This is a genomic window from Flintibacter porci (assembly GCF_041925195.1).
GTDB lineage: Bacteria > Bacillota > Clostridia > Oscillospirales > Oscillospiraceae > Lawsonibacter > Lawsonibacter porci.
In genome coordinates, this window is the sequence record NZ_JBHEVB010000002.1 from 58,135 (window position 1) to 76,848 (window position 18,714).

At 60.3% G+C, this 18,714-nt stretch carries 20 protein-coding genes; 2 read left to right on the plus strand and 18 right to left on the minus strand.

Features of this window, described 5'->3' with window-relative positions; all coding sequences use genetic code 11:
• Positions 1-14: 14 nt before the first annotated feature.
• Entirely contained in the window at positions 15-569 is a 555-nt protein-coding gene (frr, locus tag ACEVJL_RS02160; RefSeq protein WP_374736731.1) for a ribosome recycling factor, read from the minus strand.
• Between the two features lie 49 nt (positions 570-618).
• Positions 619-1,335 carry a UMP kinase gene (pyrH, locus tag ACEVJL_RS02165; RefSeq protein WP_020989683.1) on the minus strand — a complete coding sequence of 239 codons (717 nt, stop codon included), beginning with the start codon at positions 1,333-1,335 and terminating at the stop codon, positions 619-621.
• A 325-nt stretch (positions 1,336-1,660) separates the two neighbouring features.
• Here pyrH and ACEVJL_RS02170 point away from each other — a divergent pair, with 325 nt between their 5' ends.
• The gene (locus tag ACEVJL_RS02170; protein WP_374736874.1) at positions 1,661-2,398 is read left to right on the plus strand and encodes a ZIP family metal transporter; all 738 of its coding nucleotides are present in this window, start codon (positions 1,661-1,663) and stop codon (positions 2,396-2,398) included.
• 322 nt (positions 2,399-2,720) lie between these two features.
• On the plus strand, positions 2,721-4,178 hold the full coding sequence (locus tag ACEVJL_RS02175) for a carbon starvation CstA family protein (RefSeq protein WP_374736732.1): 1,458 nt from the start codon (positions 2,721-2,723) through the stop codon (positions 4,176-4,178).
• A 62-nt stretch (positions 4,179-4,240) separates the two neighbouring features.
• Here the strand turns inward: ACEVJL_RS02175 and sigG are convergent, their stop codons facing one another.
• The 16 genes from sigG to ACEVJL_RS02255 form a co-directional block, all read right to left on the minus strand.
• Positions 4,241-5,011 carry an RNA polymerase sporulation sigma factor SigG gene (sigG, locus tag ACEVJL_RS02180; RefSeq protein WP_374736733.1) on the minus strand — a complete coding sequence of 257 codons (771 nt, stop codon included), beginning with the start codon at positions 5,009-5,011 and terminating at the stop codon, positions 4,241-4,243.
• 167 nt (positions 5,012-5,178) lie between these two features.
• Positions 5,179-7,191 (minus strand): complex I subunit 5 family protein, encoded by a 2,013-nt coding sequence (locus ACEVJL_RS02185; protein WP_374736734.1) that lies wholly within the window; start codon positions 7,189-7,191, stop codon positions 5,179-5,181.
• A 37-nt stretch (positions 7,192-7,228) separates the two neighbouring features.
• Positions 7,229-8,692, minus strand: coding sequence for a complex I subunit 5 family protein (locus ACEVJL_RS02190; protein ID WP_374736735.1), 1,464 nt, complete (start codon positions 8,690-8,692; stop codon positions 7,229-7,231).
• A gap of 32 nt (positions 8,693-8,724) precedes the next feature.
• Positions 8,725-10,194 (minus strand): complex I subunit 5 family protein, encoded by a 1,470-nt coding sequence (locus tag ACEVJL_RS02195; protein WP_374736736.1) that lies wholly within the window; start codon positions 10,192-10,194, stop codon positions 8,725-8,727.
• Between the two features lie 33 nt (positions 10,195-10,227).
• Positions 10,228-11,709 (minus strand): complex I subunit 5 family protein, encoded by a 1,482-nt coding sequence (locus ACEVJL_RS02200; RefSeq protein ID WP_374736737.1) that lies wholly within the window; start codon positions 11,707-11,709, stop codon positions 10,228-10,230.
• A 30-nt stretch (positions 11,710-11,739) separates the two neighbouring features.
• On the minus strand, positions 11,740-12,117 hold the full coding sequence (locus ACEVJL_RS02205; protein WP_008980917.1) for a sodium:proton antiporter: 378 nt from the start codon (positions 12,115-12,117) through the stop codon (positions 11,740-11,742).
• A gap of 2 nt (positions 12,118-12,119) precedes the next feature.
• A complete protein-coding gene (mbhE, locus tag ACEVJL_RS02210) occupies positions 12,120-13,136 on the minus strand; it encodes a hydrogen gas-evolving membrane-bound hydrogenase subunit E (RefSeq protein WP_235397897.1) in 1,017 nt (338 codons plus the stop codon).
• Entirely contained in the window at positions 13,126-13,383 is a 258-nt protein-coding gene (locus tag ACEVJL_RS02215; RefSeq protein WP_008980919.1) for a hydrogenase subunit MbhD domain-containing protein, read from the minus strand. Before ACEVJL_RS02215 ends, mbhE begins: the two co-directional genes overlap by 11 nt.
• Positions 13,380-13,709 (minus strand): cation:proton antiporter, encoded by a 330-nt coding sequence (locus ACEVJL_RS02220; protein WP_374736738.1) that lies wholly within the window; start codon positions 13,707-13,709, stop codon positions 13,380-13,382. Before ACEVJL_RS02220 ends, ACEVJL_RS02215 begins: the two co-directional genes overlap by 4 nt.
• Entirely contained in the window at positions 13,706-14,008 is a 303-nt protein-coding gene (locus ACEVJL_RS02225) for an MrpF/PhaF family protein (RefSeq protein WP_020989686.1), read from the minus strand. Before ACEVJL_RS02225 ends, ACEVJL_RS02220 begins: the two co-directional genes overlap by 4 nt.
• Entirely contained in the window at positions 14,001-14,474 is a 474-nt protein-coding gene (locus tag ACEVJL_RS02230) for a Na+/H+ antiporter subunit E (protein WP_374736739.1), read from the minus strand. Before ACEVJL_RS02230 ends, ACEVJL_RS02225 begins: the two co-directional genes overlap by 8 nt.
• A gap of 280 nt (positions 14,475-14,754) precedes the next feature.
• Positions 14,755-15,633, minus strand: coding sequence for a B12-binding domain-containing radical SAM protein (locus ACEVJL_RS02235; RefSeq protein WP_302668300.1), 879 nt, complete (start codon positions 15,631-15,633; stop codon positions 14,755-14,757).
• A gap of 68 nt (positions 15,634-15,701) precedes the next feature.
• Entirely contained in the window at positions 15,702-15,899 is a 198-nt protein-coding gene (locus tag ACEVJL_RS02240) for a DUF951 domain-containing protein (protein ID WP_302668299.1), read from the minus strand.
• Between the two features lie 9 nt (positions 15,900-15,908).
• Positions 15,909-16,601: a response regulator transcription factor gene (locus ACEVJL_RS02245; protein WP_008980925.1), complete on the minus strand. Its 693-nt coding sequence runs from the start codon at positions 16,599-16,601 to the stop codon at positions 15,909-15,911.
• Between the two features lie 16 nt (positions 16,602-16,617).
• Positions 16,618-17,883: a replication-associated recombination protein A gene (locus ACEVJL_RS02250; protein ID WP_374736740.1), complete on the minus strand. Its 1,266-nt coding sequence runs from the start codon at positions 17,881-17,883 to the stop codon at positions 16,618-16,620.
• Positions 17,884-17,914: 31 nt separating this feature from the next.
• Positions 17,915-18,697, minus strand: a complete 783-nt coding sequence (locus ACEVJL_RS02255) for a YczE/YyaS/YitT family protein (protein WP_374736741.1) — start codon at positions 18,695-18,697, stop codon at positions 17,915-17,917.
• Between the last annotated feature and the right edge of the window lie 17 nt (positions 18,698-18,714).

Here is an 18,714-nt window from a genome sequence, read left to right on the forward strand (position 1 = left end):
ATTATTTTGGACGATTACACCGCCATGAGCTCCTGCTCTTTTTTCACGGTCAGCTCGTCGATGTCCTTACAGCGCTTATCGGTAAGGTCCTGAAGCTCCTTTTCCAGCTCCTTGAGGTCGTCCTCGGTGATCTCGGAGGCCTTCTTCTTTTTTTTGAATTCGTCCATGGCGTCCCGGCGGATGTTGCGCAGGGCCACCTTGCCCTCCTCGCTATACTTGCGCACCTGCTTGGTCAGCTCCTTACGGCGCTCCTCGGTGAGCTGGGGGAAAGCCAGGCGGATCAGCCGTCCATCGTTCTGGGGGTTGATGCCCAGATCGGAGGTCTGGATGGCCTTCTCAATGGCCTTGAGCAGGGAGGCGTCCCAGGGCTGAACGGTCAGGGTACGGGGATCGGGGGAGGAAATGGCAGCCACCTGGTTGAGGGGGGTGGGGGTGCCATAGTATTCCACCATGATGCGGTCCAGCACACCGGCGTTGGCCCGGCCGGCCCGAACGGAGGCGAAGTTGGCTTTCACAACTTCGATGGTCTTGATCATTTTCTGCTCATAGGCTTTCGTCTCAGGGCTCATAGTCTGATCTTCCTTTCTAAGTTAAAGGTAAAAACCGTCCGGGAGGGGCTCAGCCCTGGACGATGGTGCCGATCTTCTCTCCCATCACGGCCCGCAGGATGTTCTCGGGGTCCTTCAGGGCAAAGAGCAGCACAGGGATCTTGTTATCCATGGACAGAGAAGTGGCGGTGGAGTCCATCACCTGCAGGCGCTGAGCCAGCACATCGGCGTAGGTGATGGAGTCGTACTTCACCGCGTCGGGGACCTTCTTGGGATCGGCGGAATAGACGCCGTCGATGTTCTTGGCCAGCAGGATGACCTCGGCGTCGATCTCAGCGGCACGGAGAACTGCGGCGGTATCGGTGGAGAAGAAGGGGTTGCCGGTGCCGCAGCCGAAGATGACCACGCGGCCCTTCTCCAGGTGGCGGATGGCACGGGAGCGGATATAAGGCTCGGCCACAGAACGCATTTCAATGGCGGTCTGCACCCGGACCTCCACGCCCTTCTGCTCCAGCACATCGGCCACAGCCAGGGCGTTGATGGTGGTAGCCAGCATGCCCATGTGGTCGGCACGGACCCGGACCATCTGGTCGCCGCCGTCCTTGACGCCGCGCCAGAAGTTGCCGCCGCCTACCACGATACCGACCTGGACGCCCAGCTCCACGCACTTTTTCACCACGTCGCACACCTGGCCGATGACGTGGAAGTCCAGCCCGCGGCTGGCCTCGCCCGCCAGGGCCTCACCGCTGATCTTCAGCAGTACGCGTTTATATTTTGGCTTCTCCATGGGAAACACTCCTTGCAATTCATAATGGTGGGAAGGCGCCGTGCCCGGCTGACCGCCGCATACTCTCTCCCGACCCTTCCCAAGTTTATCGCCTCCTATTTTAGCGTAATTATTCCCGTTTGCCTAGGGGTTTCCCGTAAATTTTTTTCCTTTCTGTCCCTCTGCCCAGCCCACGCACCCCCGGCGGCCTACTGTCATAGGCTGAGACAGCGCACCCTCAATCACATCCGCCGGAGTCTCTGTCCTCGCTCCGGCCAGGAAAGGAGTTTTTTTCTTGACTCAGGCACTTCTGTGGGCCGGCAGCGGAACCGGCTTCACCTTTCTTATGACCGCTCTGGGGGCGGCCATGGTCTTTTTGTTCCGCAACCAGATCTCCCCCAACCTCCACCGTATCATGCTGGGCTTTGCCGCCGGGGTGATGATCGCCGCCAGCATGTGGTCTCTCCTCATCCCGGCCATTGAGGAAGCCCAGGAACTGGGGCTACCCGGCTGGCTGCCCGCCGCCGGCGGCTCCGCCCTGGGCATCCTCTTTCTGGTGGCCATGGACGGCCTGCTCCCCCACCTCTCCCCCGAACTGCTCCAGTCAGGAGACCGCCACAGCGCCCAAAACGCACTGCTCATCCTGGCCATCACTCTGCACAACATCCCAGAAGGAATGGCGGTAGGCGTATCCTTCGCTTTGGCCGCCCAGGGACAAAGCGAGCTGCTGCCCGCCGCCGGAGCTTTGGCCCTGGGTATCGGCATCCAGAACTTTCCCGAGGGAGCGGCCATCTCCCTGCCCCTGCGGCAGGCAGGCCTGAGCCGTACCAAGTCTTTTCTCATCGGTGCGGCCTCCGGTGCGGTGGAGCCCATTGCCGCCCTGCTCACCGTACTGGCAGCGGGAACGGTGCAGGTGGCCCTGCCCTGGCTTCTCTCCTTTGCAGCGGGCGCCATGCTCTATGTGGTGGTGGAGGAGCTGATCCCCGAGGCCAATCTGCGCCACGACCACCAGACCCACGGCGGTACTTATGGGGTAATGGTAGGCTTCTTACTGATGATGATTCTGGATGTGGCCCTGGGATAACGCCGGGCTTATTCCAGTCAATTTCCAGCTAAGGACACACTTCGTACTATTTCACTAGTAAAAAATTTTTTTAACGAAAAATTAACTGTCAGAACCTCCAAATATAGGCTTGACTTCCCTGCCTTTGGTGCTATAATATAGCCGCTTGGGAGGCGGCCTGTACAGACCGCCTCCGCCCTGGCCCCCTTCCCTGTGGAAGGGGGCCGCACAGTGTTTTGCCAAATCCAAATGATGCCACTGTGGGGCGGCGGCTCCGCACGCCAATTTTTTTCGCACCGCCTGGCGGAGCAGGGGGCGCGGCAATCGTAGGAGGGAAAACATTATGATTACGTTCCTGATCTCTCTGGTTGTCCTGATCGTGGGTTTTGCCCTGTACAGCAAGCTCATCGAGAAGGTCTTCCGTGTGGATGATCGCCAGACCCCGGCTGTGGCCCACCCCGACGGCGTGGACTACACCCCCATGAAGACCTGGCGGCTGTTCCTCATTCAGCTGCTGAACATCGCCGGTCTGGGTCCCATCTTCGGCGCCCTGGCCGGTGCCTGCTGGGGTCCCCGTGTGTACCTGTGGATCGTCTTTGGTACCATCCTGGGCGGCGGCGTGCATGACTATCTGTCCGGCATGCTCAGCGAGCGGCACGACGGCGCTTCCATTTCCGAGATCGTTGGTAAGTATCTGGGCAAGTTCATGCTGCAGGTCATGCGTGTATTCTCCGTGATCCTGCTGATCCTGGTGGGCGTCAACTTCTCCAAGAACCCCGCTCAGCTGCTGGCTATCCTGACTCCTGAGGCCCTGGACGCCAACTTCTGGCTGGCTGTGGTGCTGATCTACTACTTCATCGCCACCTTCCTGCCCATCGACAAGGTCATCGGCAAGCTCTACCCCATCTTCGGCGCCTGCCTGATCATCATGGCTGTGGGCATTGCCGGCGTGATGCTTGTTGACGGCAGCTACCGCGCTCAGATGCCTGAGCTGTGGGAGTACATCGGCGTAGAGGGCATGGGCCATCCCACCAACACCCCCATCTGGGCTCAGATGTTCGTCAGCGTGGCCTGCGGTGCTATCTCCGGCTTCCACGCCACCCAGTCCCCCATGGTCGCCCGCTGCATGACCTCTGAGAAAGAGGGCCGCACCATTTTCTACGGCGCCATGGTCACTGAGGGCATCATCGCCCTGATCTGGGCTGCCGCCGGCGTCACCTTCTATGGCTCCGTGGGTGCCCTGAACGAGGCTCTGGCTGGTGGCCAGTCCGTGGTCGTCAACGAAATCTGCCAGTCCATGATGGGCCCTGTGGGCGGCGTTCTGGCTCTGCTGGGCGTTATTGCCTGCCCCATCACCTCCGGCGACACTGCCTTCCGTTCCGCCCGTCTGACCCTGTCTGACTGGTTCCACATCGACCAGGGCAACTGGAAGAACCGCCTGCTGCTGTCCGTGCCTGTGCTGGGCGTGGGCGCGCTGCTCACTCAGTGGGGCGACTTCGCCACCCTGTGGAAGTACTTCTCCTGGTCCAACCAGACCCTGGCTATGATGGTGCTGTGGGCCGGCGCTGTGTATCTGCACCGCAACGGCTTCCCCCCCATCGCCTGCATGATGGCCGCCCTGCCTGCCACCTTTATGTCCGCGGTGTCCATCACCTACTTCATCCAGGCTTCCGAGTGCCTGAACATGTCCACCTCCATCGCTTACCCCGTGGGTATCGTGGTGGCCGTGGTGTTCTTCGGCATCTTCATCGTCCGGGAGTGGATGGGCCACAAGGACGACGTGACCAAGCTGGCCGCGTAACATTTCCATTCCATCTGCATCATTTGGCCGCCCGGCGGAGCGCTGCTCCGTCGGGCGGATTTTTATAGCTCTTTCCGGATCTGCCGCAGGGCATTTTTCTCCAGCCGGGATACCTGGGCCTGGGAGATGCCGATCTCCCGGGACACCTCCACCTGGGTCTTACTCTGGTAAAAGCGCATGGCCAATATCTTCTGTTCCCGCTCGCTGAGCCGGGACACCGCCTCCTTCAGGGCAATGTGCTCCAGCCACATCTCGTCCGTATTCCGGCTGTCCTTCACCTGGTCCATTACGCACACCGTGTCCCCACTGTCGGAGTAGATGGGCTCATACAGAGATACCGGGTCCAAAATCGCATCCAGAGCGAAGACGACCTCCTCCCTCTTAATGCCCAGCATCTGGGCGATCTCCTCCACACTGGGCTCCTTCTGATGCTGGGCCATGTAGGACTCCTTGGCCTGGAGCACCTTATAAGCGGTATCCCGCATGGCCCGGGACACCCGCATGGCGCTGTTGTCCCGCAGGTAGCGGCGGATCTCTCCCACAATCATGGGCACGCCGTAGGTGGAGAACTTCACATCCAGAGAGGTGTCGAAGTTGTCAATGGCTTTGATGAGGCCAATACAGCCCACCTGAAACAGATCGTCCACGTTCTCTCCCCGGTTTGCAAACTTGTGGATCACCGACAACACCAGCCGCAGGTTCCCGGCAATGAGCTCCTCCCGGGCCTGCTTGTCCCCCTCTTTGGCCCGGCGCAGCAGGGCCTGGGTCTCCTCATTCTTCAACACCTTCAGCTTGGCGGTATTCACCCCGCACAGCTCTACCTTATTCTGCATGTCCAAAACCTCCCGCCGGTGACTGGTTGCGATCGTCCGGACGGAAGGCCACAAAAAACCTCCTGTCCGGGGATACTGTGTCATTCAGTATCTCCTGGACAGGAGGTTTCATACTTTTGGAGGATGTGGGATATTTTTTATCGTCTGACCACTTTCGATGGACTTTTTCATCCGTGGAGCAGGATAAACAGCAGTCCAAACACCAGCCCCAGGCCTGTAAGCATCAAACCAAAGGCCAGGGAGTGGACAAAGCCCACCGAGCGTCTGGGGTCGTCGGAGTAGAAGGCAAAGTGGTAGTCGTCTGCCGCCTGCTCCACGCTGGGATGGGGGGTATATTCCGACCCGGTGAGAGCGGTGACCGCCTTATCCCGCAGGGACAACAGCCCCTGGTGTCCCCGGGTAAACAGACTGGGAATGCCGTGGAAAATAAGCCGGGGCAGGATTCGGTCCACCAGAGTGGCCGACACGATGGCCACCTGAGCGGCAAAGCGCAGGGTAGGCCGGTATAGCCCAAATTCCAGGTTCATCCACTTGGGGATGGGATCTATATACGTCCCCCGGCGGATGAGCCACCGCCGCACCACCAGCAGGTAGACCAGCGAACCCACCACAATGGAGATGGCCGCTCCCCGCAAATTGACGGCAGAGAAGTAGGCCACCGCGTGTTCCGGACCCTCTCCATGAAGAAAGCTCCGGGCCACGGCGGCCAGAGAGTCCATCCCCCAGTTGGGAGCCATCCCCAGCACGGCCATCCCCACAAGATAGACTCCCATGGTGGCCGCAGTTGCGGGGGCAATGTAGGGCTTGGGGCCGTGCCACTTCTGCTCCAGCACCTTCTCTGGCAGGGCGTTTTTCTCCCCAAAGAGGCACACAAACACTTTCAGCATATAGGCCAGGGTCAACCCGCCGGAAAACAGGAACAGCCACTCCAGGCCCGTAAACAGCACCCCGTACTCCGGAGCCAGGTGGATGTACTCCACGATGCTCTCATGGAGCAGGGTCTTGCTCACATAGCCGTTGAGCAGAGGCAGTCCTGCCAGGCTGAGCATGGGCACCCCCATAAGCACCGCCAGCAGAGGTTTCTTTCGGCCAAAGCCCCGTACCTCATTGAGATCATAGGAGTGGGTGGACAAATGGATGACGCCGGCGGCGGGAAAGAGCACCATTTTAATGAGGGAGTGGTTGAAGATGTGCAGGATCGTGCCATCCACCGCCAGAGCGTTGTGGTGCCCCAGCAGGCACTGCATGGACACTCCCACCAGGATAAAGCCGATCTGAGACACCGAGGAACAGGCGAAGGTACGCTTCAAATCAATGGAGCACACTGCCAGCACCGCCCCCAGCACCATCGTGATACCGCCAACGACCGCCAGCACCATCCCCCAGCCCGTATCGTGGAGGAAGATAGTGGTGGACAGCACCAGCACGCCGTAGATGCCCGTCTTGGTGATCACACCGGACAGCACCGCCGAAGCGGGTGCTGGAGCCGCTGGGTGGGCCGTGGGCAGCCAGATATGCAGCGGAAACGCGCCCGCCTTGGCTCCAAAACCGATGAGGATCAGGATGCCGGAGGCCCACAGGACGCTCCGGTCCTCCAGGGCAGCGGCCGCCGCCCCCATGGCCTCGAACTCCAAGGTACCCAGCTGGAAATATAGGAGAAACAGCCCCGTCAGAGCAGCCAGACCGCCGATCACCGCCACCGCCAGGTAGGTGTCTCCCGCCTGGAGGGCTTCCGGCTCCTCGGTCTGAATGACCGCCACAAAGGAAGTAAAGGACATGACCTCAAAGAAGATAAAGGTGGTAAAGAGATCGGCGGACAGGAACACCCCCATGGTGGCTCCCAGGGTCATGAGCCAGAACAGGTAGTACCGGTTCTGCCGGGCCACGTGGGCCATATACTCCCGGCAGAAGATGGTGGCCGCCAGCCAGCCTGTGGCGGTGAGGGTGGCCATGAGAGTATGGAAGTCCCCGGAGACAAAACGGATCCCAAGGCCGCAGAACCCGTCAATTCCGCTCTCCAGCACCGGGCTGGTCCACAGGGAGACCACCATCATGGTCTCCAGCACCGCTACCGCCAGTACAAAAGTATCCCGCGCCTTGGGATAGCGCAGGCCCATCCAAAACCCAAAGGGGCCCGCCGCCATGGGCAGAAACACCAGCATCAGCAGCAGGTCGGACATATACTCTCCCTCCTTTCCTTCCAAACTATCCTTATGATTATGCGCCCAGCAGAGTCTGGACCGTCCCCACCAGTGCGTTGGCCCCCAGACCCAGGGCCACCGACCCCACCGACAGGGTGATCAGGGGCAAAGTCATTCGGATACCGGGGTCCCGCCGGGCCTGTCTGGGTACCCGGACCGTGAGCTGCCGGTTCTGCCGGGGGAAAAAGGCCAGTAGCACGATTTGCATCAGGTACAATGCGGTGAGCAGGGCGGACAAAATGAGAGCCGCCGCAGCCAGATAGCCGATCCACTCCCCCAGTCCCACCGCCGAGGTGGCCAGCATCCACTTGCTGGTAAAGCCCGCCAGAGGCGGCACGCCCATGAGCCCAAGGCTTGCTGTGGCGAAGCATCCAAACACAATGGGCATCAGCACGCCGCAGCCCTCCACGTCGGGGACGAAGTCCCGGTGGAGTTTGTAATGTACCGCACCCACGCAGAAAAACAGGGTGATTTTCAGCACCGCGTGGAAGATCATATGGACCATTCCCGCCGCCAGTCCGGCGGTGGTCAGGGTGGTCACTCCCAGCAGCACATAGGACAGGTTACTGATGGTGGACCAGGCCAGACGGCGCTTTAAGTGCTTGGTGCGCAGCGCTTTGGAGGAGCCGTAGACAATGGTAAAGATGGCCGCTCCCATCACCAAGTATTGGGCCCAGGAGCCCCGAAGGAGCGCGGGACCGTAGCCGTACCAGGTCAGGCGGGTGACGGCAAACACGCCCGCCTTTACCACCGCCACCGCATGGAGCAGAGCGGTCACCGGCGTGGGGGCCACCGAGGCCCGCAGCAGCCACTTGTGCCCCGGAAATACCGCCGCCTTTACGCCAAAGCCAAAAAAGCCCAGCACATAAGCAGCCCGCAAGGTATTTTCCTTGCCGGCAGGACATACCAAACTGCCGCCCAGGAGGAACACAGTGCCCCCGTGCTCCAGCAGCATGACCATGGCCAGAAAACCCAGAGCTGCCCCGCACATGGAGTAGGTGAGATACACCCGCCCGGCGTAGCGGGCCTTGCTGTCCATGGCATGCATCACCAGGGGCAGGGTGGCCAGGGTAAGCAGCTCGTAGAAGAGATACATGGTAAGGGCATTGGCAGAGAAGGCAATACCCAGGGTCACGCCGAAGCTGGCCAGGTAGAAGGTAAAAAATCGGTTCTCATGGCCCTCCCGGCTCATGTACTCCACGGCGTACAGGCAGGCCAGCGGCCACAGCACCGACACCAGCCCCGCAAACAAGCAGGACAGGCCATCTACCCGGAAGGCAATAGACAGGTGGTCCCCCATGGTCAGCAGCGTGAAGAGCGGGCCATCCCGCAGGGTAAATACCGCCCACAAAGCCAGGGCAGCGGTGATACAGGCCGAAGCCAGCACGTAGTTCTGCCGGGCAATGCGTCCATGGGGACGCCAGGCCGCTAAGCCCAGCCCGGCAAGGATGGGGAACAAAATGGCGCACAGCATGAGCATGGGTTCTCACCTCCTTTTCTCAACATAACAGGTTATCCAAACAGAGGCTCCACCACCGCGGCCAGCCCGTTGTTCAGCAGCTGCGGGAACATGCCCAGCAGCACTACCGCCGCCGTCAGCAGGCACAGAGTGGTCCACATGAGCCAGGTGTCCTGCTGTTTGATGACGCTCTCGTGGTCAAAATCTTTTCCCGGGAAAAACGCCCGGATGACAATGGGCAGCAGATAGCCCGCCGTCAGCAGGGCGGACACCATCAGCACGCCAATACCCCAGCAGGCCAGGGTGAAGTCCCCTGCCTCCAGGGCACCCTGGGCCAGCAGCCATTTGCTCACAAAGCCGCCGGTGGGCGGGATACCCACCAGTGACAGGGCGGACAGGGCAAAGCTCCACATGGTGAAACTGCACGCCACACCCACGCCCCGCATCTGGGAGACCTGGGTGATGTGGGTCTGGTAAATGACCGAGCCGGTGGCCAGGAACAGGGCGTTTTTAGCCACGGCGTGGAAAATAACCTGGAGCAAGGCCCCTGCCAGGGCCACGGGGTGAAAGAGCATCAGGCCAAAGATCATATAGGAGACCTGGCTGACGGTGGAGTAGGCCAGCCGCTTTTTCAGGGTATCCTCCCGCAGGGCCAGGGTGGAGCCCATAAACACGGTAATGAGGGACAGCACCAGCACCACCATCTGAGCCCAGGAGCCGTCCAAGAACTCCCAGCCGAACAGGTAGTAGGCCACCCGCAGCAGGGCCAGCACACCCATCTTAGTAATGAGGCCGGACAGCACCGCCGAGGCAGGCGCCGGCGCCACCGGGTGAGCGATGGGCAGCCAAGCGTGGAGGGGGAACATGCCTACCTTACAGCCAAAGCCCACTGCCATCACCACAAAAACCCCCAGCAGCAGGGTACGGTTCTCCCCTGCCCGGGCAAGGTCCAGCACGCCGCCGGGAGTAAACAGGTCGGTGGTGCAGTAGCCCTGGAGGACAAACAGACCCAGCAATCCCAGTCCCGCTCCCGCCACCGAGAAACCTAGGTAGCAGTAGGCAGCCTCAAAGGCCTTTCGGGTACCGATGTGCAGCACCAGAGGGACAGAGAGGAGAGTCATCATCTCATAAAAGAGATAGAGGGTCACCAGATTGCCTGCAAAACAGATACCCATCAGGGCGCCCAGGGTCATCAGGTAGAAACCGAAAAACCGCTCCCGGTGTCCCTCATGGTTCATGTACTCAAAGGCAAAGACGGCCACCGCAAACCAGATGAGACAGATGAGGTTGGCAAACAGCCGCCCCAAAGAGTCAGCCTGGAGCACCAGCCGCGCCCCGTCGGTGAGCTGAAGCAAGACGAAGGGCTCGGTGTCGTTCCGGGCCACCTCCAGCACCACAAAGATCTGAAAGACCAGCAGCAGAGTGACGGTGAGCCGCCGGGTCTTCATATTGTGGATACCCAGCACAGCCAGGCCGCCCAGGATGGGAACTAAGATGGGCAAGAGAAGCAAGATCCCGTCCACTCCCCTACCTCCTTTCAGATGGTGTTTGTGTTCTTAAAACAGATTGAGTCCCTGTTCAATCAGATCCCGGATAGGGCCAAAGGCGGTGCCCAGCACCACATTACACAGGAGGAACAGCACCAGAGCGCCCTCCCGCTCCCACTTCCAGGGAAGCTTCTCCCCTTCTCCTCCCCGGCCCCAGATGGCCAGGATGGCGGGGATATAGTACATGGCGTTGAGCACCGAACTGGCCGCCAGGCCGAAGAGGGCCGGTGCGGTCTGCCACTGGGCGTCCAGGGCAGCGATGGCCAGACAGTATTTGGCGGAAAAGCCCGCCAACAGGGGCAGACCGCACAGGGACAGTCCGCCCACCGTGAAGGCCAGTCCTCCCAGAGGTGCCCGCCGGGCGGCTCCTCGGAGCTGACTCCAGTAGTGTCCCCCGTTGCTGGCCCGGATCATGGCTCCCGCCCCGGAGAAGATCATGGACTTGGTCATGGCGTGGGCCAGAATCTGGTAGCAGGCGGCAATGAGTCCCGCGTCGGTCCCCAGGCCCAACCCCAAGAAAATGTAGGAGATTTGGGCGGAGGAGGAGTAGGCGATCATGCTCTTGACCTCTTCCTGGCGCAGAGCGGCCACCGAGGCAAAGAGCATACCCGTCAGCCCCAGGAGAAACAGCAGGTCGTCCATGTAGGTGGTGGCCAGCAGAGACGGGCCGTACACCCGCAGGATGAGTTTCAGGAGAATAATGAGGTAGCCCTTGAGCACCAGACCAGACAGCACCGCGCTGGAGGCGGTGGTGGCGCTGGCATGGGCATCGGGCAGCCAGGCATGGAAGGGAAACTGGGCACTCTTGATGCTGAGGCCCAGAGTCATCAGCAGCGCGGATACCACCAGAGGCAAGGTGTAGGTCCGGCTGGCCACCAGCTCCAGCACCGCCTGCTCCAGGCTGGAGAAGAGGAGCTGGCCGGTGATGCAGTAGAGCAGGGCGATTCCCAGCAGCACCAGGCCGGAGCCCAGGCAGCTGAAGATAAGGTAGCGGATGGCGGACACCACTGACCGTCCGCTCTCCTTGGCCACTACCGCCATGCAAGCGGTGACGGCGGCAATCTCGATAAAGACATAGGCGGTGAACAGGTCATCGGTGTAGATCATGGCCAGCAGAGCGCCAAAGAGCAGCTGCATGAGCACGCAGTAGCTCCCCTGGCGATCGGCGCGCACATCCCGCCGAATATCCTCCGCCCCGGCGCACAGGGAGAGGATCATCACCAGACTGAACACCAGGGCCAGCAGTGCCTCCAGCGGTCCGCAGCGAAGGAGATTGCCCCAGGGAGCCGGGAAGTGGCCCATCTGGTAGGTGAAGCTCTCCCCTGACTCGGACAACTGGACCAGCAGCACCGCCGACAGGGCGGCCACCACCACCTCTACCCCGCGAACGAGGCTCAATCCCCAGTTCTTTTTGGAAAAGAAGGGGATAACCATGGCGCTCATCAGCACCAGAAGGATGCTGAACATAGGGATGTCATATATAAGGGGCATTCGCTTCACCTCCTCTCGCACATCAGAAGTTTAGTCCTCCACCTTGCCTTCCCAGGCCAGCATGAGGATGACGTCCAAGTTGACGCTGTGATATTGGCGATAGAGCCGGATGGTCAGAGCCAGAAACAGGGCGGTGGTACTCACCGCCACCACGATACCGGTGAGCACCAGGCCGCCGGGCACCGGGTTTATGTACTGGGATGCCTTGGCTCCCTCCTCCACAATGGGGGCAGCTCCCCCCTCGATATAGCCCATGGAGGCCAGGAAGAGAAACACCGCCGTATCCATCAGATTGAGGCCGATGATCTTTTTAATGAGGTTTGGGTGGAGAAACAGGGTAACAAAGCCGATGCTGAACAGCAGCACGGCGGTGATGTAGTAGCGCTGCTGCAAAATGGTCTCCAGCACAGTTATCCCTCCCCTTCCAGAAACAGTGAATAAAAGGTGTACATGGTACAGGCCACGATGATGCCCACACACAGATTGAGGGGCAGAATGAATCCCCCGCTGAAAATGGTCCCGGAAATTCCCTTGGGCACCTCCCAACCCACATGGTTGGCCCCGGTGTAGAAGGAGTAGCCCTTCATCAGTCCATAGGCCAGCAGGCAGGTGACGGTAATCTTAGAGGTGCGGGACGCAGGCAGCATCCGGGCCATCCGCTCCTCCCCCAACACCAGGGAGGCCAGAATCAAGCCCGCCCCCAGAATGGCCCCGCCGGAAAATCCGCCGCCGGGGCTCAGGTGGCCGTTGACCACCACATAGATGCCAAAGAGCAGAATCACGGGCAGAATCCGCCGTCCCAACTGAGAGAGCACCTCGTCCGGTCCCCGGAAGGTGCGCATCCGGCTTTTGGGGCTGTGGAGCAGCAGCAGGGTACTCATGGCGGCGGCAAAGAGCACCGCCGACTCCCCAAAGGTGTCAAAGGCGCGGTAGTCCAGAATCATCCCGGTGACGGCATTCACCGCGCCCGTCTCCTCCAGGCCCTGCTCCAGATAGCGCTGGGACACCTCGTTCACCGCCGGGCTGTCCGCCCGGCCAAAGAGAGGCAGATCCATGGTGACCACCAAGAAAATGACCGCCAGGGTAATGACGACGACGGCACTGAGCACCCGGTAGAGCAAAATCTGGTAGCGCAGCTTTCCCGGGCGGTGGTGTCGGGGTGGGTGGACCGGCTCCGGCTCCGGAGCTGGGGGACCGTGGAGAGAACCCCGAGGGTCCTCCAGACCCTTCTCCCGGCGCTGACGGAAGCGCATCAGGCGGTAGGCGCCGAACTCCATGTAGCCGTGGGCCTCGATGTACTCCAGGTACTCCTGGAACTCGGCGCGCTCCGGGTCCTCAGGACCCTCGGCCCCTTCAGGCTCCTCGCCCCCTGCCCAGCGGAGAAAGCGGTGGTACCAGTCCTCCTGGGCGTGGTGGTTATTCTTCATCCTTTTCCAGCCCCCTCAGCGCATTGATCTTCCGCAGGGTAAGGAAAAACAGCAGACTGGTCACTCCCGCCCCCACAGCGGCCTCAGTGATGGCCAGGTCGGGGGACTCCAGCAGGAACCACAAAATGGACATGACCGCCGAGTAGGACATGAAGATGATGATGGAGGACACCATCTTCTTGCCCAGCACCGTAGCCAGGGCGCAGAACACCAAAAAGGCCAGCAGCAAGACTTCCAGCACGATCATAGCTCCTGCTCCCCCTCTCCCGGCAGCGTATCAGGCTCGATGCCCCGACCGGTGACCAGCTCCATGCGGGCGATGAGGTGGGCGGAGACCGGGTTTGTCACCCACAAAATCACCAGAGCCAGGACCAGCTTTGCGGAGGCCACGGTAACCCCCCACAGCACCATCACCCCCGCCAGCACCAGGAACACCCCCATGGTGTCGGCCAGAGCTCCGGCGTGGATGAGATCCAGGGTCTCCTTAAAGCGGAACAGGCCCAGAGCGGCGATAAGCACCACCACGCCCCCCAGGCAGATGAGGACCACTCCAAGGATTGTGCGTATGGTCATGGCTCCTCCTCCCTTCTCTCCCGGTGCCGCCGGATGGAGATCCGGCTGAGCACCGCCACCGCCAGCAGATTCAATAGTCCGTACAAAATGATGACATCCACCAGGTAGGACGCACCCAGCAGATAGGACAGCACGCTCAGCAGTAAAATTACCACGGTGCAGATCATGTTCAGGGCGATGAGCCGGTCGGTGTACCGGGGCCCACGAATAGCTCGGGCCAGACAGGCCAGCAGCACCAGGGTGAGCACACACAGCACACCTACCAGAATACCGCCCAGCACCGGTGTACACTCAGCCATGGTCTCCCCCCTCCCAGCGCTCCAGGCGGGGCGCAAAGCCATTTTCCTTTACTCCTTTTGCAAAGTCCTCATCCAGGGCATGGACGCACAGATAGTTTCCCTTTAAGGAGACGGTCACCGTGCCCGGGGTAAGGGTGATAGAATTGGCCAGGGTGAGACGGGTACCCTCCTCCTTCAGATCGGTACGGAACCACACCAGCCGCCCGCCTCCCTTCCGCTTTTGAGGGAAAAGGATCCGCTCTATCACCTGGAGATTGGACACCACAACCTGCCCAAACAGGTAAAAAAGGTATAAAAATACCCTGGGGAGCCGTCGAATCAGGCGCAATCCTCCCCAGGCGGGCAGTTTCAAAACCGTGCGTGCAAGCCAAGTGAGCGCGGCGGAGACCGCCGCGCCTGTGAGCACTACTTCCAAATCCACTCTTCCGTTGAGCACGATCCAAATGAGGAACAGTAGGAAAAACAAGGGGGAACCTCTCTCCTTTGTTTTCAGGATGAGCCACTGCGTTCCCTCCTTCTCCGCCAAAGCCGTAAGGGATCGCATTAGGCCGTTAAAGTGCATTATAGCAGATACTTCATGAAATTGAAAGATTTTCATGAAAAATATTCAAAATTTTTCTGTTAAAGCTCGAACAGTCCCTTTTCAGCCAGGTGGTATCCCATGCTTAACCTCAAAAAACAGGGATCTTCTCCCAGCTTAAGCAAACGCGGGATGTCCTAAAACATCCCGCGTCTGGTTTCAGCGATCAGATTCCCCGATTCAGGGTACGGCGCAGACGGATCTTACCCGCAAGCGCCTGGTCCAGCAGGTCCAAAAACTTCTGCCGATCCTCAGGCAGGCCGCCCTTGAGCGGCAGGTAGTTGGAGGCGTGGTTGCTGGTAAAGTGGAGAGGATCCACGTCCAGATTTTCCACCAGCAGGTGGCACTCCTCCAGAATCTGGTCCGGAGTGCACACCTTGAACCGTCCAGCCAGCACATCCTCTCCCAGGGGGGTGCCCTTGGCCGGAGCGAAAGTCATGGCAGACAGGTGCCGGGGCTTCATGGCATTGATCATCTTGGCGGTGGACAGGATGTGCTCCTCCCAGTCCCCGTCCTGGCCGGTAAGACCCATGATGACGATGGCCCACAGGTCAAAGCCAGCTGCCACCAGCTTTTGGCCTGCCTCCAGCATCTGGGCGGCGGTAACGCCTTTGTTGATGGCCTTGAGCACCGCGTCGCTGCCGCTCTCCACCCCCAGGTAGGCCCGGTTGAGACCAGCATCCCGGATGGCTTTCAGCTCCTCGGGAGATTTGGCCAAGGTGCTCCGGGGACCGGCGTAGGTGGTCACCTTCTCCAGGGCAGGGAAAGTATCGTAGAGCTTGCGCAGCACCCGGATGAGATCATCGGTCTTCATGATGACCGCGTCGCCATCCATCAGGAACACCCGCTTGAGGCCCGGACCGTAGTAGTCCCGGGCCATATCGATGTCCTCCAAAATCTCCTTCACCGGACGGATGCGGAATTTCTTCTCCTTATACATGGCACAGAAGGTGCACTTATTATAGGAGCAGCCGATGGTGCATTGGAGCAGATAGCTCTTCCACTCTCCCGGGGGCCGGTACAAAATATCACTGTCGTATCGCATAAATCGTTTCCTTTCTTCTCACAAAACAAACGGTTCCGCTCCCACCGGGGCAGGAGCACAAAACATGGTCACACGCTCACCTGGTCTCCGTCCCGGAACACCTTACGGATGCTTTTTTCCGCCTTGCTCCGGGGCAGCATCACCTCATGGCCGCAACCCTGGCAGCGCATCTTAAAGTCCATGCCCACCCGCAGCACTAACCACTCCGAGCTGCCGCAGGGATGGGTCTTTTTCATTCTCAGGATATCCCCTACATGAATGTCCATGCCGCCCTCCTAACAATCCGCCATTTTAAAGCCAATGCCCCACACGGTCTTGATAAACTCCTGCTTGCTCACCTTGCCCAGCTTGGAGCGCAGGTTGCTGATGTGCACGTTCACCGTGTTGTCGTCGCCAAAGTAATCCTCGCCCCACACGTGCTGATAGATCTGCTCCCGGGTAAATACCCGCTTGGGGTACTCCATCAGCAGGGCCAGAATTTCAAACTCCCGGGCGGTGAGAGTGACGGGATTTCCTTCCGCAGTGACGGTAAACTCCTCCCGGTCCAGGCACAGATCGCCGCAGACAAAGCGCTGCTTTTTCTCCGGAGGTGCGGAGAACTTCTTCACCCGGCGCAGCTGGGCCTCCACCCGGGCCAGCACCTCCTGGTTGTCAAAGGGCTTGGGGATGAAGTCATCCGCCCCCAGGCGCAGCACCTTTACCCGGTCCTCCACGCCCGCCTTGGCAGACAGGACGATGATGGGCATGGTGCCGTGCTGGCGCACCTTGGCGATGAACTCCTCTCCGGTCAGACCGGGGAGCATCAGGTCCAGCAGCACCAGGTCAAAGCCCTCCTTCTCCGCCCACAGCATGGCCTCGCTGCCGGAGAAAGCACTCTGGCTGAAATAGCCTGCGTCGTTGAGGATGGTACACAGCAGGCGGTTGATGTCCTGATCATCTTCCACCACTAAGATCCGTATCGGCTCCAACTTAGGTCCTTCCTTTCTAATGCTTTTTGATCTCGTCCCAGTAGCGGCGGGCGGCCTGCTCCGTCTTGTTGTCGCCGTACTGGTAGTATTTCCGGTTTTTCAGCTCGTCCGGCAGGTACTGCTGGCGCACCCAGTGGCCGGGGAAGTCGTGGGGATAGAGATACCCCTGCTCCCGCTCCAGCCCCGCCGAGTCGGCGTGGACATTTTGCAGTTCACGGGGGATGTCCCCCACCCGTCCGGCCTTTACGTCGGCCATGGCGGCGGCAATGCCCTGATAGACCGAGTTAGACTTGGGAGAAGTAGCCAGCAGCACCGCCGCCTGGGCCAGGGGCAGCCGGGCCTCGGGCAGGCCCAGCTGCAAGGCGTTGTCCACGCAGGCCTTGACAATGAGGGCGGCCTGGGGATAGGCCATGCCCACGTCCTCGCTGGCCGAGCACAACAGCCGCCGGATGGCGGTGGTCATATCTCCCGCCTCCAGCAGCCGGGCCAGATAGTGGAGGGCCGCGTCCGGGTCGGACCCGCGCAAGGACTTCATCAGAGCGGAGGCGATGTCAAAGTGGGCGTCCCCTTCCCGGTCGTAGCGCATGGCTGACTTCTGGGCCGCCGTTTTCGCGTCGTCCAGGCTGACAAGGAATTTTCCTTGCTCCTTCTTGGCCGCCGAGGCCAGCAGCTCCAAAGCGTTCATGGCCTTGCGGATGTCGCCGCCGCAGGCAGAGGCGATGTGTTCCCGCACTCCCTCCTCCAGCTCCAGCTTGCCGCCTAAGCGCTGTTCCAGGATGGAAACCCCCCGGTCGATGGCGGGCAGGGCGTCCTGAGCGGTGATCTGCTTGAACTCAAAGACGGTGGACCGGGACAGCACTGCCCCGAACACATAGAAGAAGGGATTCTCCGTGGTGGAGGCGATAAGGGTGATCTTCCCGTTCTCCATAAACTCCAGCAGAGACTGCTGCTGCTTCTTGTTGAAGTACTGAATCTCGTCTAAGTAAAGCAAAACTCCTTCCGGAGCCAACAGGGTCCCGATGTCGGCGATGATGTCTTTAATGTCGCTGATGGAGGCGGTGGTGGCGTTGAGGCGATGCAGCGGCCGGTTGGTCCGCTGGGCGATGATGTTGGCCACGGTGGTCTTTCCTGTGCCAGACGGGCCGTAGAAGATGAGATTGGGGACATTGCCTCCCTCAATGATGCGCCGCAGCAGACCGTCCTTGCCCAGGATGTGCTTCTGCCCCACCACCTCGTCCAGGGTCGTGGGCCGGATCTCGTCGGCCAGAGGCCGGTATGCCATAACAAATCACCTCACAGAGAAACATCAAAACTCAGGCGGGCTGCTCCAGACCGGCAGCCCGGCACATCCGCGTTTTAAAGAAGTGGTTCACCAGGGCGATGGAGCGCCCCACACCCACCATGGCGGCCAGGGTACCGATGCCGATGCCGATCACCTGTCCCCGGCACGCCAGACCGATGATACAGGTCACGGTCACGCAGCCCACATCGAAGATATTCTTGGCAAAGCCTTGGTCCCGGCCCATCTTCTCGGCCACGGCGGCCACGATGCCGTCTCCGGGATTGGGCACCAGGCGCATGTTCACCGTCATGGACACCCCCACGCCGGTACACAAAATGGCCAGAATCAGCAGCAGGAAATTGGCGAAAAACCCGTGGTTTGCACTGTTATAGGGAATAAATGCGTCAAACAAGTTGAGCACCCGGCTAAACACCAGACTCAGTGGAAACTGGAGCAGATCATAGAGGTGGCTCTTCTTCCCCCGGATGGCAAACTGGGCGGCCACAAACAGGGCGTAGAGCACAAAGGTCATATCCCCGAAGTTCATATCCAGAATCTGGGATACACAGTAGGCCACCGATACGATGGGCGACACCCCCAGGCCGGTCTTGGTGTTCAGAGTGAGGCCCAGGGCCAGGATCACCATGCCCAGGGTATAACAGCACCATCGGTTTATGCTCTCCGCTTTCTTGAAAGAAAGCTTGGCAAAGAACTTCCCGCAAAGCTTCGCTTTGCCTCCCGCCTGCTGGCAGGAGGAATGTGCTGGGGACAGTCCTTCCCCCGCCTGTAAGCTATCACTTGTCCTGTGTTTCAATGTAACATGCCTTCTTT